Source organism: Streptomyces sp. NPDC058653 (assembly GCF_042716895.1).
Taxonomy (GTDB): domain Bacteria; phylum Actinomycetota; class Actinomycetes; order Streptomycetales; family Streptomycetaceae; genus Streptomyces.
On record NZ_JBHXRM010000067.1, the window covers coordinates 1 to 16,122 of the forward strand.

Below are 16,122 nucleotides of genomic sequence, written 5' to 3' on the forward strand. Positions count from 1 at the left end.
GGCTCTGAGAGCCCGTCCGGCGACGTCGGTGCTACGCGTCAGACGCGCGCCATGCCCCTGTTCCAGTCCTGGCCGGAGTCCGGGCCCTGGCCCGGACGCTGCTCCTCGGCCAGCTTCCTGCGGAGCTGGTCGCCCTCCACGTCCACGTTCGGCAGCAGACGGTCGAGCCAGCGCGGCAGCCACCAGGCCTTGTCGCCGAGCAGTGCGAGCACTGCCGGGACGATGGCCATCCGGACCACGAAGGCGTCGAAGAAGACCGCGACCGCGAGCGAGAAGCCGATCAGCTTGATCATGGACTCCGTGGAGCCGGAGAAGCCCGCGAAGACGGCGATCATGATCACCGCGGCGGCGGTGACGACCCGGGCGCCGTGCCGGAAGCCGGTGCTGATCGCCTGGGTCGGCTGCTCCCCGTGGACGTACGCCTCACGCATGCGCGTGACCAGGAAGACCTCGTAGTCCATGGCGAGACCGAAGACCGTGCCCACCATGAAGATCGGCACCATGGACATGATCGGACCGGCCTGCTCGATACCGAAGAAGTCCGAGAGCCAGCCCCACTGGAAGACCGCGACGACCGCGCCGAGCGAGGCGATCACCGACAGGAGGAAGCCGAGAGCGGCCTTCAGGGGGACCAGGATCGACCGGAAGATCAGCATCAGCAGCAGGAACGCCAGGCCGACGACGACCGCCAGGTAGGGCACCAGCGCGTCGTTCATCTTCTGGGAGAAGTCGGTGTTCAGCGCGGTGGCACCGGTGACCAGGACGGTCGAGCCGGTCTCGGAGGCGACCTCACCACCCGCGTCGCGGACGTCGTGGACCAGGTTCTCGGTGTTCACGGAGGAGGGCCGGTCCTTCGGGACCGCCGTGATCATCGCCGTGTCGCCGGCCTCGTTGAAGGTCGGGGGGGTCACGGCGACGACGTCCTTGACGCCCTTCACCGCGTTGGCGACCTGACCGACCGTGGCCTCCGCGTCGTTGTCGCCCTTGACGTCGACGACGACCACCAGCGGGCCGTTGAAGCCGGGGCCGAACGAGTCGGACAGGATGTCGTACGCCTTGCGCTGCGTGGTGCTGGTCGGCTGCGACCCGTTGTCGGGCAGACCCATCTCCAGCGAGGCCGCCGGGACGGCCGCGACGCCGAGGCCGACGACACCCACCAGGACCACGATGAGCGGACGGCGGACGACGAAGTGGGCCCAGCGGGTGCCCATGTTGGGCTTGCCGTGGGTGGACGCGGGACGCTCGCCCTCCTGCTGCCTCTTGCGCGCCTTCCGGCCCAGCACACGCTTTCCGGCGAAGCCCAGCACGGCCGGGACGAGGGTGAGGGCGACGAGGACGGCGATGACGACCGTGCCGGCCGCGGCGAGACCCATCTTGGTGAGCATCGGGATGTTGACGACCGCGAGGCCGACCAGGGCGATGACGACGGTGAGCCCGGCGAAGAAGACAGCGGATCCGGCCGTACCGGCCGCTCGTCCGGCGGCGTCCTGGGGTTCATGCCCCTCCATCAGCTCCGCCCGGTAGCGGGAGACGATGAACAGGGCGTAGTCGATACCGACGGCGAGGCCGATCATCATCGCGAGAACGCTGGTGGTGGAGTCGAAGTCCATCGCGCTCGCGAGCGTGGCGATGATCGAGACGCTGACGGCGACGCCGATGAGCGCGGTGAGCAGCGGCAGTCCCGCCGCGATCAGCGAGCCGAAGGTGACGATGAGCACCACGGCGGCGACGGCGACGCCGAGGGCCTCAGTGGCTCCGGCGGCCGGAATGGCCTGGAGCGCGTCGCCACCGATCTCGACTGTCAGGCCGGACTTCCGCGCGTCCGCTCCGATGTCCTCCAGCGACTTGCGGGTGTCGTCGGTCAGCTCCAATGTGGTGAGCTTGTACGAGACCGCGACGTATGCGGTCGAACCGTCCTCGGAGATGGCGTTGGCCTTGTACGGGTCGGTGACCTGCCCGATCTGGTCCGAGCCGGCCGGCAGATCCTTGACGACCTTCTCGACCACGGCCTTGTTCTCGGGCGAGGTCATCGTCTCGCCGTCCGGCGCCTTGAAGACGACCCGCGCGACCGCGCCGTCGACACTGCTGCCGGGGAAGCGCTCATCGATCAGGTCGAAGGCTTTCTGCGCCTCTGTGCCGGGAATGGCGAAGCTGGATCCCGAGGTGGGCGCGGACGCGGCGCCTACGCCGGTCAGGGCCAGTGCCGCCACCCACATGAGTACGACGATGATTCGGCGCCGGAACGCCAACCGTCCGAGTTTGTAGAGAAACGTGGCCACGAGGTGTACTCCCGGTCTGGGGGGCTGAGGGGGATCAGGGCATGAGGAAGGGGAAGGGGCTCGGCGCGTTCGTGCGCCATGCCGTGGAGTGAGATCGGCCGTCGGTCGGACGGGCGGAGCACCAGCGCCGTGCGCCGCCCTTCCGGTCGGACACTCTCTGTGCCACGACAGAGAAGTTACGCAGGATCAGGCGGCGGCACATTGGGCGTACGACCCAGATAGGGGGTGTTGCTGGGTACACCCCTACCGCGTACCCGCATTAGGGGTGGTTACCGATGGACCCCGACAACTGCCCTGGCCTGTAAGGATGTTGGTTACCGGGAGGGTGCTAGGGGCTGACCGCGAGGAAGACGAACGCCGCGAACACCGCGATGTGGACGCCTCCCTGAAGCAGCGTCGCCCGACCCGGCACGACCGTCAGCGCCGTCACGACCACGGTGAGCGCGAGCAGCACCATGTGGGTGGCGTTCAGGCCGAGGACCAGCGGACCCTCCAGCCAGACGGTGGCCAGCGCGATGGCCGGGATCGTCAGACCGATACTGGCCATCGCCGAGCCGAGCGCCAGGTTGAAACTGGTCTGCACCCGCTCGCGGCGCGCGGCGCGGACGGCGGCCAGCGTCTCGGGCGCCAGGACGAGCAGGGCGATGATCACCCCGACCACCGCGTGCGGCATCCCCGCCGACTCCACGCCCGACTCGATGGTCGGCGACACCGTCTTCGCGTCGCCGACGACCGCGACCAGCGCCACCAGGAGCAGCACCGCGCTCAGTGCCGTCGCGCGCCGGGTGGGCAGCGGGGCGTGGTTGTCCACCTCCTTGATCTCTCCCTCCTGGGTGAGGGGCAGGAAGTAGTCGCGGTGACGGACCGTCTGCATGGCGACGAAGAGGAGGTAGAGCGCGAGGGAGGCGAGTGCGGCGAACGTGAGCTGCGCCGTGGAGAACTCGGGCCCCGGCCTGCTCGTGGTGAACGTCGGGAACACCAGGCTGAGCGTGGCGATGGTGGCGACCGTGGCCAGCGCGCCGCCGGAGCCCTCGGCGTTGAAGACGGCTACCCGGCTGCGGATGGCGCCGACGATCAGGGAGATTCCCACGATGCCGTTGCAGGTGATCATGACGGCGGCGAAGACGGTGTCCCTGGCGAGGGTCGAGCTCTTGTCGCCGCCGTCGACCATCAGGGTGACGATGAGGGCCACTTCGATGACCGTGACGGCGACGGCGAGCACGAGCGACCCGAAGGGCTCGCCGACCCGGTGCGCGACGACCTCGGCGTGGTGCACGGCCGCGAGGACGGCGCCGCCGAGGAGCAGTGCCACCAGTCCGACCGCGTAGCCGGGCAGGTCGCGCCCCCAGGTGAGGACCAGCGCCACCAGGGCGAGCAGCGGCACGACCGCGGTCCAGCGGGACCACAGCGACCGGATCCCGTCACGCGTCGTCATACGCCTCACGCTGCCAGAGGTCCCCGGCGCCCGCGCGGTGAGCCGCACCGTCGTCGCCCGTACGGCACGCGGGCAGTAACCTCGGGCGGCGGACAGTTTCGGACGGAGCGTCAGAGGGGTGCCGATGAGCGCGGACGCGGCGGGCGGCGGGATCAGCAGGCGGAGACTGGGCGGGGGAATACTGGCGCTCGGAGGCGCGCTGGCGCTGGCCCCGGTCCCCTTCGCGGACGCGGCGACCGCCATGGGCGCGGGGGCGTCCGGCCCCGCGGGCTCCGGCTCCGGCCGGCCGGCCCCGACGCTGCGGCGGGGCTCCCCCGAGCGTGCCGGTCTGCTGCCGGGACCGCTGGAGCGGCTGGTCACCGACGCGGAGCGGTTCCTCGATCCTTCGCCGACGCACCCCTGGTACGCGGGTGCCGTCCTGCTCGCCGGGCGCGGCGGCACGGTCGCCCTGCACCGGCCGATCGGGCTGGCGGTGCGCTACTCGGCGTACGACGAGGCGACCGACACCGGCGTCGAGCTGCCGGCCGACCAGCAGATCTTGATGGCCGAGGACACCGTCTTCGACCTGGCGTCCGTCTCCAAGCTCTTCACCTCGATCCTGGCCGTGCAGCAGATCGAACGCGGGGCGCTGGCCCTGGAGGAGCGCGTCGCCTCGTACCTGCCCGACTTCGGCCGCGCGGGGAAACACGACATCACGATCCGTCACCTGCTCACCCACACCTCGGGTTTCGTCTCCTGGATCCCTCTCTACAAGGAGCCGACGCCGGAGGCGAGACTCCAGCGGCTGTGGGACGAGGCGCCCAGCAGCCCGCCGGGCACGGTCTACCGCTACTCGGACCTCAATCTGATCTCCCTTCAGCTCGTCCTGGAGAAGATCACCGGGCGCGGGCTGGACGTCCTGCTGCGCGAGGAGATCACCGCTCCCCTGGGGATGCACCGCACCCGCTTCAACCCTCCCCCGTCCTGGCGGCCGAGGATCGCGGCCACCGAGGACATGCGGCAGCCGTGGTCGGGGCTCGACCGCGGTCTCGTCTGGGGCGAGGTGCACGACGAGAACGCCTTCGGCTTCGGCGGCGTGGCCGGTCACGCGGGGGTCTTCTCGTGCGCCTGGGACCTGGCGGTCCTGGGCCGTACGCTGCTCAGCGGCGGCGCCTACGGTCGGACGAGGATTCTGCGCCCGGCGTCGGTGGAGCTGATGTTCACCGACTTCAACACGGACTTCCCCGGTGACGCGCACGGACTTGGCTTCGAGCTCTACCAGCACTGGTACATGGGGGCCATGGCCACGCCGCGTACGGCGGGGCACACCGGTTTCACCGGGACCAGTCTGGTGCTCGATCCGACGACCGACTCGTTCCTCGTGGTCCTCGGCAACTCCGTCCATCCGGTGCGGAGCTGGCGGACAGGCAGCGCTCCGCGCGTCGCCGCGGCCGACAGCATGGCGCGCGCCGTGCCCGTCTCCCCCGAGCGGGGCGGGACCGCCTGGTTCTCGGGTATGGCCGCCGGCACGACCGCGACGCTCACACTGCCCGCGCTGCGCGTCGCGACCGGGCGGGGGCGGGTGCGCTGCTCCCTGTGGTGGGACACGGAGCCCGGCACCGACGTCCTGGTCCTGGAGGCGGCCGACGGCTCGGCGGGGTCCGAGTGGGTGCCCGTCCCGTTCACGACCACCCCGTCCGGGCGGGAGCCGGGCACCCCGCGTCCGACGGGCTCGGTCTCCGGCTGGTCCGGGCGTGTCTGGCACCGGCTGCACGCCGACCTCGCGGCCTGGCGTGGGCGGGAGGTGCGGCTGCGCTGGCGGTATGCGACCGGCGGGCCGTACGTGGGCCGTGGGGCCTATGTGGACGGGCTGCGGGTGGAGGACGGCGACCGTACGCTGTTCGACGACGCGCGGCAGGCGGACGCGGCACGGGTCGAACGGGACGGCTGGAGCGTGTCGGCGGACTGAGCCACCACCGGCCCCGCGTGCCCGTCGCACCCTCGTACGAGGGCCTGGAGACCACGCACTAGGGTCTTCCGGATGACCGCGACCACCGCCTTCAGCGACCCGTTCCTCCGGATGACCGAGGCGCACGCCGCCTGGGGCGCCCAACAGCTCGAAGCCTTCGACGAGTTCATGCCGACCGGGCCGTGGACCGCCGATCTCGACCGGCGCCTCTACCGGCAGGCCGGCCGTGATCTGCGTATCTCGGTACTGGGCAGCTTCGACACCTCGGAGGCGTCGTGGCTCTGGGGATGGGCGAACCCGGGCTTCGGCGACTCACCCGTCGTCGGCGCGGCGAACGAGATACGGCGGCTGGGTGAGGCGCACGGGATCCCCGAGTTCACCACCCGCCTCGTCGACCTCTCGGCGTTCGAGGACCCGCGCTTCGCGGTGGAGACCCTCGCGTTCGGGGCGATGGGCGCGCTCGGCGCCGCCGGTTACATCGGCGTCCAGGCCTCCCCCGAGGGCCGTCTGTACATGGTGCCGGACGACCCGCAGGTGCCGCGGGCCGTGCCCGACGGCATCACACTGCCGCGTGTCCTGCTGACGGGCGCGGGCCTGCTGGCCGGGAGTTCGGCCCGCTCCGTGGTGAGCGGCTACTTCGGCCACCACGGGCTGGCCCGGCGTCAGGAGGCGGACCGGATCAGCGCGGATCTGCCGGGCGGCGCCACGGCCCACGTCCTGTTCGACGACGCCGGCCGCATCGCCTCCGTCGAGATGAAGAGCGTCTCCGGGTAGCCGTCCGGCGGGTGTTCGGTCGTCACTCGCGGGCGGACAGGGGGGTGGCGATGTCCTCCAGCGACCGTCCTTCGGCGGCGACGGCGAAGAACAGGGCGACCACACCGGCGGCGACCATCAGCGACGCGCCGACGCAGAACGCGATGACCGCGTCGCCGACGACCCCGCTCTCGGTGAGGCTCGCGAACAACAGCGGCCCGGAGATGCCGCCCGCCGCCGTACCGATGGCGTAGAAGAAGGCGATCGCCATGGCGCGCGTCTCCATGGGGAAGATCTCGCTGACGGTCAGATAGGCGGAGCTGGCTCCGGCGGACGCGAAGAAGAGCACCCCGGCCCAGCAGATGGTCATGGTCGTCGCGTTGAGCCAGCCCTCGTTGAAGACCCAGGCCGTGACGAAGAGCAGCAGCCCGGAGATGATGTACGTTCCCGCGATCATCGGTCTGCGGCCCAGCGTGTCGAAGAGCCGGCCGAGCAGCAGCGGTCCGAGGAAGTTGCCCAGCGCGATCGCGGCGAAGTAGTAGCCGGTCGAGCCGCTGGACACGGAGAAGAAGTTCACCAGGATGGTGCCGAAGCCGAAGGTGATGGCGTTGTACAGGAACGCCTGGCCGATGAAGAGGGAGAAGCCGAGCGTCGCGCGTTTGGGGTAGACGCGGAACAGCGTCTTCGCGATCTTGCCGAACCCGATGCTCCTGTGCTGTTCGATGGTGATGGACCCGGCGGGTTCCGGCAGTTCCCTCCCGGTCTCCCGTTCGATCTCGCGCTCCGCCCCGGAGACGATCTTCTCCGCGCCGTAGTCGTGTCCATGGATCAGCATCCACCGTGGACTCTCCGGTACATGCCTGCGCACCAGCAGGATGACGAGTCCCAGGACCACGCCGAGCGCGAACGTCACCCGCCAGCCGACGTCCCTGGCGAAGACGCTCGTGTTGAGCGCGACGACGGAGAGCAGGGCGCCGGCGATGGCGCCGAGCCAGAAGCTTCCGTTGATGATGAGGTCGACGCGGCCCCGGTACTTGCTGGGGATGAGTTCGTCGATGGCGGAGTTGATCGCCGCGTACTCGCCGCCGATGCCGAAGCCCGTGAAGAAGCGGAAGACGCAGAACCACCAGACAGTGTACGAGAGAGCGGTCAGCGCGGTCGCGATCAGATAGACCGACAGGGTGACGAGAAAGAGCTTCTTACGGCCGAACTTGTCGGTCAGCCAGCCGAAGAAGAGCGCCCCCGAGCAGGCGCCGGCCACATAGATGGCCGCCGCCGCGCCGGTGACCTCGGCCGCGCTGATCGGCAGGCCGCTGCCGTCCTCGGAGAGGCGGCTCGCGATGCTGCCGACGATGGTGACCTCGAGTCCGTCGAGGATCCATACGGTGCCCAGGCCGATCACGATCATCCAGTGCCACCGTGACCATGGCAGCCGGTCGAGCCGCGCCGGGACTTTCGTGGTGACCGTCCCGAGGGCCGGGGCTCCGCTCTGGCTCATGCTCTGCCTCCTGGCTGGCGGCGACGCCGTCGGCGCCGCTGACGCGCCGACTCCGTGTACCCCGGGCCCAAAACCGACAAACGGGACGTCAGCCGTACGGCTCAAGACACCTGCCGGGCAGGCCGAGATCGCCGGGCTCAGCCCGCCGGGGGCCGGCCCGCCGCCTCCAGTACGGCCATCGCGGCGTTGTGTCCGGGGACGCCGCTGACACCGCCGCCGCGCACGGCGCCCGCCCCGCACAGCAGCACGTTGGCGTGGGCCGTCTCCACGCCCCAGCGGCCCGTGTCGTCCGTGGCGTAGGGGAACGCGAGATCGCGGTGGAAGATATGGCCGCCGGGCAGCCGCAGGTCACGTTCGAGGTCGACGGGCGTCTTCGCCTCGATGCAGGGCCGCCCGTCGGCGTCCACGGCGAGACAGTCGGCGAGAGGCTCGGCCAGATGGGCGTCGAGCTGCTCCAGGGTCGCTTCGAGCAGCTCGTCGCGCACCGTGTCGTTGTCGTCGGCGAACAGGCGGGCGGGGGTGTGCAGTCCGAAGAGGGTGAGGGTCTGGTAGCCCCGCGCGGCCAGCTCGGGGGCCAGGATCGACGGGTCGGTCAGCGAGTGGCAGTAGATCTCGGAGGGCGGCGCCGAGGGCAGCCTGCCGCCGGCCGCCTCCTCGTACGCCGTCGCCAACTGCCGGTAGCCCTCGGCGATGTGGAACGTCCCGGCGAAGGCGTCTTTCGGGTCGACTTTCCGGTCGCGCAGCTTCGGCAGCCGGCGCAGCAGCATGTTGACCTTCAGCTGGGCGCCCTCGGCGGGTGGGGCGGGCGGCGGGTCGCCGAGCAGGGTGGCGAGCGCCCGCGGGGACGCGTTCACGAGGACGTGCCGGGCCCCGACGCTCCCGGTGTCGCCCGCCTCGTTGCGGAAGGCGACCTCGGCGTGGCCGCCGTCGGTCTCGACGCGGGTCGCCTCGTGGCCGGTGACGATCTCCGCGCCCGCCGCGCGTGCCGCGTGGGCCAGGGCGTCGGTGAGGGCGCCCATGCCGCCGACGGGCACGTCCCAGTCACCGGTGCCGCCGCCGACCACGTGGTAGAGGAAGCAGCGGTTCTGCAGGAGGGACGGGTCGTGGGCGTCGGCGAAGGTGCCGATCAGCGCGTCGGTGAGAACGACGCCGCGTACGAGGTCGTCCGCGAACCGTTCCTCGATCGCGACGCCGATCGGTTCCTCGAAGAGCATCCGCCAGGCGGCCTCGTCGTCGATCCGGGCGCGCAACTCGGCCCGCCCGGGCAGGGGTTCGGTGAGGGTCGGGAAGACGCGCTCGGCGACACGGAGGGTCGAGGCGTAGAAAGCCTCCCAGGCGGCGTACTCGGCGTCGCCACCGGTCAGGTCGGCGAAGGACTGTCTCGTACGGTCGGTGCCGCCGCCCACGAGCAGGCCGGTGGCCCTGCCGCCCCGCTCGGCCGGGGTGTACGAGGAGACGGTCCGCTTCCGTACGGCGAACCGCAGCCCGAGCTCGTCCACGATCTTCCGGGGCAGCAGCGAGACGAGGTACGAGTAGCGGGAGAGCCGCGCGTCGACACCGGCGAAGGGGCGGGTGGAGACGGCGGCCCCGCCGGTGTGTCCGAGACGCTCCAGGACGAGGACGGAGCGTCCGGCCCTGGCGAGATAGGCGGCGGCGACGAGTCCGTTGTGGCCGCCGCCGACGATCACGGCGTCGTAGGAGGCGTGGGCGGGAGAGGCGAGTGCGGGCATGGCTCTTGGTAACACGTCGACGGCCGCGACGGGACCCCGGCCCCGGCCGACCCGCCCGTGCGCCGGGCCCTCGCCGGTCGCGCGGGTGGGGAGATCCGAGGGGACACGCGAGGCGCGAATGGGCCGCGCTCCGGAAGGCCGTCCCGGGAACGAGCGCCGGGTGACTCTCGGACTCGTGGAGAACCGCGCGTGCGACAGGCCCTAGTGCCGGCCCGCCTCGCGTTGCTGCCGCATGGCCGCGACCCTGCGGTAGAGCTCCACCGCCTCGCCGCCCCTGCCCAGTTGTTCGAGGCAGTGCGCCTCGTCGTTGCGGCTCGCCAGGGTGTCCGGGTGGTCCGGGCCCAGCACCCGTTCGCGGGACTCCGCCACGCTGCGGTAGACCGCCAGCGCGTCGGACCAGCGCCCGAGCCAGCCGAGTCCGACGGCGACCTCGCGGCGGCTGACCAGGGTGTCCGGGTGGTCGGATCCCAGGACCCGTTCACGGATCGCGCAGACGTCTCGGGACTCCGCGAGGGCCTCCTCCCACCGGGCCAGCCGGCCCAGGTTCACCCCGAGGCCGTGCCGGGCGCGCAGCGTCTCGGGGTCGGTGGGGCCGTGGACCCGGGTGCGGTCGTCGACGAGGCCGCGGTACAGCTCCAGGGCCTCGGCGCTGCGGCCGAGCCGGCCGAGGCTTATGCCGACCTCGTAGCGCGCGGCGAGACTGTCGGGGTGGTCGCCGCCGAGCGCGTGGGTGCGCCCCGCCGCGACGTCGCGGTACGTCTGGAGGGCTTCCGTCCAACGGCCGAGCATGCCGAGCGCGTAGGCGACCTCGTACCGCGTGACCAGCGTGTCGGGGTGGTTGGCGCCCAGCACCCTGGTGCGCGCCTCCGCCACCTCCAGCGCCACCCGGTAGGAGTCCTCGATGCGGCCGAGCCTGCTGAGGTTGAAGGCGAGGTTGTGACGGCAGCGCAGGGTGTCGGGGTGGTCGGGCCCCATGGTGCGCTCGCGGGAGGCGAGCACCGACGCGTACACCTCGTGCGCCTCGAAGTGCCGGCCGAGCTGGCCGAGGACGTACGCGGTCTCCTGACGCGCCGCCAGGGTCTCGGGGTGGTCGGGGCCGAGCGCCCGTTCGCGGCCTTCCGTGACGCGTACGAACTCCCGCAGCGCGTCCGACGTGCGCCCGGTCCTGCTGAGGGTGAAGCCGACCTCGTAGCGGCTGCCGAGGGTGTCGGGGTGGTCGGGCCCCAGCATGTGCTCCCGCTCGGCCGCGACCGACCGGTGCACCTCGCCCGCCTCGTCCCAGCGGCCGAGCCTGCCCAGGCTGAGGCCCGCGCTGTGCCGGCTGTTGAGCACGGCGATCTGTTCGGGCGACGGCGTGGGGCGCTCGGGGCGCGCGTACCCGCCCGCCGACGTCCCCGCCGGTCCGGACGGCGTCGTCCACTCACCGGTGAGTCCCGCCGTGTGGTCGGGCGGCGTGGTGCGCGGGGCGGTCGAGGCGGTCGCCTTGTGGCCGACGGACATGCCGTACGTCCAGGAGGGCAGCCGGGCGGCCCGCGGGTCCTGACCGCCTGCGGCGTGCCCGTGCGACGTGGAGCCCGCGGCCGACGGCGGGTGCGCGAGGACGGCCTGATGGCCGCCCCGGCCCTCCCGCTCGTAACGCCCGTACCGGCCGGGCCTCTCGGGGTGCTCGGAGATGGACCGGGCGGCGATGATCCGGTGCCGCAGCGCGGTGGCGTCCGACGGACGCTCGTCGGGCGTCTTGGCCAGCAGGTCGAGGACTATCCGGTCGAGGAACTCGGGCAGTTCGGAACGGTGGCTGCGCAGCGGCTGCGGCACGGTGTCCCGGTGTCCGACCAGGACGGCCCACGCGTCGTCCAGGTCGAAGGGCGGGGCGCCGGTGGCGATCTCGTAGAGCACACAGCCCAGTGAGTACAGATCGCTGCGATGGTCGATGTGTCCCCCGCCGATCTGCTCGGGGGACATGTAGTGGGGGGTGCCCATCGCGATGCCGGTGCCGGTGAGCTTGGAGGTGAAGCCGATGTCGTGGCCGAGCCGCGCGATGCCGAAGTCGCAGATCTTCACCGCGCCGTCGGTCAGCCGCACGATGTTGGCGGGCTTCAGGTCCCGGTGCACGATGCCCTGTTCGTGCGTGTACGCGAGGGCATCCGCGACCTGCTCGGCGATGTCGACGACGTCCAGCACGGCGAGCGGGTGCTGTCTGTTGTCCTCCAGGAGCTGGCTGAGGTTACGCCCTTCGAGCAGCTCCATGACGAGGTAGAGCACCCCGTCGTGCTCGCCGAAGTCGTGCACGACGGTGACACCCCGGTGCTGGAGCGCGGCGGCCACGCGCGCCTCCCGGCGGAACCTCTCGCGCAGCACGCGGGTGAACGACTGATCCTGCTGCGGCCCGAGCGGCTTGAGGCATTTGACGGCGACGTGCCGGCCCAGGGACTCGTCCTGGGCCCGCCACACCTCTCCCATGCCACCGCGCCCGATCAGATCGAGCAGCCGGTACCGGCCCTGGATCAGACTGGTTTCCGCCATCGCCTGCTGTCGCCCCCGTCACCTCGCTGCGCCCTCCCCGGCCCGTCCAGTATGGCCGCCTGTCTGCGGAGTTTGGCAGCCTGTCGCCCGAGTTCGCGTGGGCCGGGCCGCGTCCCGCGCCCGAGCCTGGCCATCGCGCCTCTGATGTGGCCCGGGTGGCTGCGCCGGCGCAGCCACCCGGGGACGGCCCGCAGGACCGCCCCGGTGACGAGGAGTCTGCGGGTGACCCGCCGTGGGCCGGGGGCCGCTCTGCCGTACAACTCGTGGGCGTAGCCGGGCAGTGAGTCGTACGCGAGGGCCGAGACGTGCCGCCAGAGGAGCGCGCGGACGGGGACGAGAGGCGCGGGCACGGGAGGACGGCGCAGGAAATCGTCCACCTCGCGCGCCTCCGGGCCGCCGGCCAGCTCCGGCCGTACCCGTTCGAAGTACGCGGCGAGTTCGGCCCTGTTCGCCGGTACGAGCGCCGGATCGAGGCCGACCAGGCGGGCGCCTTCGCGGTGTTCGTCGATGTAGCGGTCGGCCTGGGCGTCGGTGAGCGGGAAGCCGGAGCGGCGCAGGAGGTGCAGATAGGAGTCGACCTCGGCGCAGTGCACCCACAGCAGCAGGTCCGGTTCGTCGACGCCGTAACGCTCGCCCGTCTCCGGGTCGGTGACCTTGAAGTGGGTGTGGATACGGCGGACGCGGGCGCCGGCCTTCTCGGCGGCCTCGGTGGTGCCGTAGGTGATGGTCCCGACGAAGTCGGCCGTACGCCTCAGCCGCCCCCAGGCGTCCGCCCTGAAGTCGCTGTTCTGTATGACGCCGCGGACGGCGCGCGGGTGCAGGGCCTGGAGGTAGAGGGCGCGGACCCCGGCGATCCACATCATCGGGTCGCCGTGCATCTGCCAGGTGACCGATTCGGGGCCGAAGAGTCCGGGATCGGGACGGGGAGACGCGTGCGGGTGGGTGTCGACGTCGCTGTCGCGGTCTCTCACCGTCGCTCCCCCTCCGTTGTCCGTGGGCCGGACCGCCCAGGTTAGCCCTCCCGTTCGGCCCCACCGGGCGGAGGGCCCGGTGGCTCCGGGGCAGCCCGGCGGGTCGCGCAGCCCGGCGGCTCCGGGGAAGCGCCCGGGCGCGAGGCGTTGCAGGATGGCCGCATGCTGCTGGCCACGCTCGCCCATGTCTCACGGGAGGTCGCCGCGACGTCGGCGCGGTCCCGGAAGATCGCCCTGCTGGCCGAACTCTTCCGGGCGGCCGGGCCCGCGGATGTTCCGGTCGTCATCCCCTGGCTGGCGGGGCGGCTGCCGCAGGGGCGGATCGGTGTCGGCTGGAACGCGCTGAAGGACCCCGTACCGCCTACGGAAACGGCCGCGCTGACCATCCATGAGGCGGACGAGGCGGTCACCGCGCTCGCGGCCGTCGCCGGTCCCGGCTCCCAGGCGGAGCGCAGACGGCTGGTGCGCGCCCTGCTGGGGGCGGCGACCGAGGAGGAACAGCGGTTCCTGATCGCCCTGCTCACGGGTGAGGTCCGCCAGGGCGCGCTGGACGCCGTCGCCGGGGAGGCGCTCGCGCAGGCGACCGACGCGCCGCCCGCGGCGGTCCGGCGGGCGGTGATGCTGGCCGGGTCGCTCCAGAGCGTCGCCGAGCGGCTGCTGGCGGACGGTCCGGGGGCGCTGGAGGAGTTCAGGCTGACCGTCGGGCGCCCGGTGCTGCCGATGCTCGCGCGGACGGCGGGGAGCCTCGCCGAGGCGGTGGAGAAGCTCGCGCCGTGCGCGGTGGAGGAGAAACTGGACGGGATCCGCGTACAGGTTCACCGGGAGGGTGACACGGTACGCGTCTACACCCGCACCCTGGACGACATCACCGACCGGCTGCCGGAGGTGACGGAGGCCGCGCTGGCCCTGGACGGTGACCGCTTCATCCTGGACGGGGAGGTCATCGCCCTGGACACGGAGGGCAGGCCCCGCCCGTTCCAGGAGGTCGCGGGGCGGGTCGGCTCGCGCACCGACGTCCGGTCGGCGGCTGTCGCGCTGCCGCTGTCGCCGGTCTTCTTCGACGTTCTCGCGGCGGACGGTGCGGAGCTGCTGGACCTCTCGTACGCCGAGCGCCGTACGACGCTGGACCGGCTGGTCCCGGAGCCGATGCGGGTCCGGCGGGTCGTGGTGGCCGGGCCGGACGAGAGCGCGGACACGGACTCGGCGCCCGAGATGGCCGAGGCGCTGGAGTTCTCGCGGGTCACGCTGGAGCGTGGCCATGAGGGCGTCGTGATCAAGGCGCTCGACACCCCCTACAGCGCGGGCCGGCGCGGGGCCGGATGGGTGAAGGTCAAACCGGTCCACACGCTGGATCTCGTGGTGCTGGCCGCCGAGTGGGGCCACGGCCGGCGCACCGGCCGCCTGTCGAATCTGCATCTGGGCGCCCGCTGGCCGGACGGTTCGTTCGTGATGCTGGGCAAGACGTTCAAGGGCCTGACGGACGCGATGCTGGAGTGGCAGACGGAGCGTCTGCGGGAGTTGGCCGTGGACGACGACGGCTTCACGGTGCGGGTGCGTCCCGAGCTGGTGGTGGAGATCGCCTACGACGGCCTCCAGCGCTCCTCCCGCTACCCGGCGGGGGTGACGCTGCGGTTCGCGCGGGTGCTGCGCCACCGCGAGGACAAACCGGCGTCGGAGGCGGACACGCTGGAGACGGTGCTGGGGGCGCACGGCCGGTCCGGCGAGTGAGTGCGGCGGGTCCGTCGGTCATGGCGGACTCCGCGGGTCCGTCCGGGTCGCGCGGCGGGGGGACCGCGCGACCCGGACGGTGTCTACTCGCCCGCGCCGCGCTCCACGACCGTGGCGAGGACGGACGGCAGCGGGTACCAGTCCGCCGACGCGATGCTCGCGTGCTTGCGCGCCAGCAGCGCGACCCGGTCGCGCGCCTGCGCCTCGGTCGGGTTCGTGCCGTCGATGGCGGGCGGCACCGCGTGCGCGTCCGTCATGACGACGAGGTAGTGCCGCTGGTCGTACCAGGCGGAGTCGAACCCGTCGGCGGCGTAGACGGAGGCCGAGCCGTCGAAGATCACGAACCAGGGGCGGAGCGAGGTGTCCGTGTACCGGGTGCGGGGGTCCGGGGCGGCGGCGCCGAGCACGGCGGGGAAGGCCGCCGCCTCGCCGAGCCGGCCGGCCGCGGAGAGGTCCCGCAGGTGGGTCGCGTACTCGCGGTCGGTCCACAGGGTGTCGAGGGGGTTCCCCTGCTCGACGGTGCCGGGGATCAGCTCGAATATGAACTTGCCCGCCAGCGCGGAGCGCGCCGGCCAGCCGCGCTCCTGGACGGCGGTGTCGAGGTTCGCGCTGCCGCCCACGAGATCGGCGGGGCGGAACAGCGCGTCGCCGAGCGTGGAGCCGAGGAGTGTGTCGAGCGCGGCGGGGCCGCGTCCGGCCTTGCCCTGGAAGCCGTCCTTCAGCTCGACCTTGACAAGGATGGGCCGGTGGCCGGGGTTGGCGTCGTGCCAGGCCTTCATGTCCTTGAGGCAGCCGGGCAGCCCCTGGTCACGCGCCTTGGTGCGCAGCTCGGCGGCGTTGGCGGCGTTCACGCAGTTGCTGTTGCTGCCGAGCGGGTTGCTGTGCGAGACGCGCCAGGAAGCGCCGAACACATTGGTCCACACGTCGAGTTCGAGCATTCCGGCACCGGAGTCCAGCGCGTCGGCGAGGTACGGGAAGGTCGTCTTCTCGTACGCGTTGTGGACTCCGACCCCGGTGGAAGAGGAGTACGGCAGCTGGTCGTCGGCGGCGGCCGTGCCCGCCTGGCTCAGGGCGCCCACCAGGGCGAGTACCCCCGCCGCACTCGCGGCGACTGTCGTACGCGTGAGTCTTCCCATGTTCCCGGCCTTCCCGTCGGACGAGTGAAGTGACGGGAACAGTAGGGCAGTCGCGTGACGTGTGGGGGGACAGAGGCTTACGTGAACCGGCACGCTTCCCAGTACGGCGGGAACCGGCGCT

10 protein-coding genes are annotated in these 16,122 nt (G+C 72.0%); 3 read left to right on the forward strand and 7 right to left on the reverse strand.

Annotation, left to right across the window (positions count from 1 at the left end; translation table 11 throughout):
• Window positions 1-38: 38 nt before the first annotated feature.
• Window positions 39-2,279, reverse strand: coding sequence for an MMPL family transporter (locus ACFWU9_RS34500; RefSeq protein ID WP_384325028.1), 2,241 nt, complete (start codon window positions 2,277-2,279; stop codon window positions 39-41).
• A 328-nt stretch (window positions 2,280-2,607) separates the two neighbouring features.
• Complete coding sequence (locus ACFWU9_RS34505) at window positions 2,608-3,714, reverse strand: calcium:proton antiporter (protein WP_384325029.1); 1,107 nt, start codon at window positions 3,712-3,714, stop codon at window positions 2,608-2,610.
• Between the two features lie 124 nt (window positions 3,715-3,838).
• Between ACFWU9_RS34505 and ACFWU9_RS34510 the strand changes: the two genes are divergently transcribed.
• A complete protein-coding gene (locus ACFWU9_RS34510) occupies window positions 3,839-5,662 on the forward strand; it encodes a serine hydrolase (protein WP_384325030.1) in 1,824 nt (607 codons plus the stop codon).
• Window positions 5,663-5,734: 72 nt separating this feature from the next.
• Window positions 5,735-6,436 (forward strand): DUF6882 domain-containing protein, encoded by a 702-nt coding sequence (locus ACFWU9_RS34515; RefSeq protein WP_384325031.1) that lies wholly within the window; start codon window positions 5,735-5,737, stop codon window positions 6,434-6,436.
• Window positions 6,437-6,458: 22 nt separating this feature from the next.
• On the opposite strand, the gene ACFWU9_RS34520 is transcribed toward ACFWU9_RS34515, so the two are convergent.
• From ACFWU9_RS34520 to ACFWU9_RS34535, 4 genes are all read right to left on the reverse strand, one after another.
• Window positions 6,459-7,913, reverse strand: coding sequence for an MFS transporter (locus ACFWU9_RS34520; protein ID WP_384325032.1), 1,455 nt, complete (start codon window positions 7,911-7,913; stop codon window positions 6,459-6,461).
• A gap of 137 nt (window positions 7,914-8,050) precedes the next feature.
• Entirely contained in the window at window positions 8,051-9,643 is a 1,593-nt protein-coding gene (locus ACFWU9_RS34525) for a phytoene desaturase family protein (protein WP_384325033.1), read from the reverse strand.
• Between the two features lie 201 nt (window positions 9,644-9,844).
• On the reverse strand, window positions 9,845-12,166 hold the full coding sequence (locus ACFWU9_RS34530; protein ID WP_384325034.1) for a tetratricopeptide repeat protein: 2,322 nt from the start codon (window positions 12,164-12,166) through the stop codon (window positions 9,845-9,847).
• Entirely contained in the window at window positions 12,148-13,044 is an 897-nt protein-coding gene (locus tag ACFWU9_RS34535; protein WP_384325047.1) for an oxygenase MpaB family protein, read from the reverse strand. The genes ACFWU9_RS34530 and ACFWU9_RS34535 overlap by 19 nt, the downstream gene beginning before the upstream one ends.
• Before the next feature lie 255 nt (window positions 13,045-13,299).
• On the opposite strand from ACFWU9_RS34535, the gene ACFWU9_RS34540 reads away from it, so the two are divergent.
• Window positions 13,300-14,865 carry an ATP-dependent DNA ligase gene (locus tag ACFWU9_RS34540; RefSeq protein ID WP_384325035.1) on the forward strand — a complete coding sequence of 522 codons (1,566 nt, stop codon included), beginning with the start codon at window positions 13,300-13,302 and terminating at the stop codon, window positions 14,863-14,865.
• Between the two features lie 83 nt (window positions 14,866-14,948).
• Here ACFWU9_RS34540 and ACFWU9_RS34545 read toward each other — a convergent pair whose 3' ends face one another.
• On the reverse strand, window positions 14,949-16,001 hold the full coding sequence (locus tag ACFWU9_RS34545) for a phosphatidylinositol-specific phospholipase C domain-containing protein (RefSeq protein ID WP_384325036.1): 1,053 nt from the start codon (window positions 15,999-16,001) through the stop codon (window positions 14,949-14,951).
• Window positions 16,002-16,122: the final 121 nt, after the last annotated feature.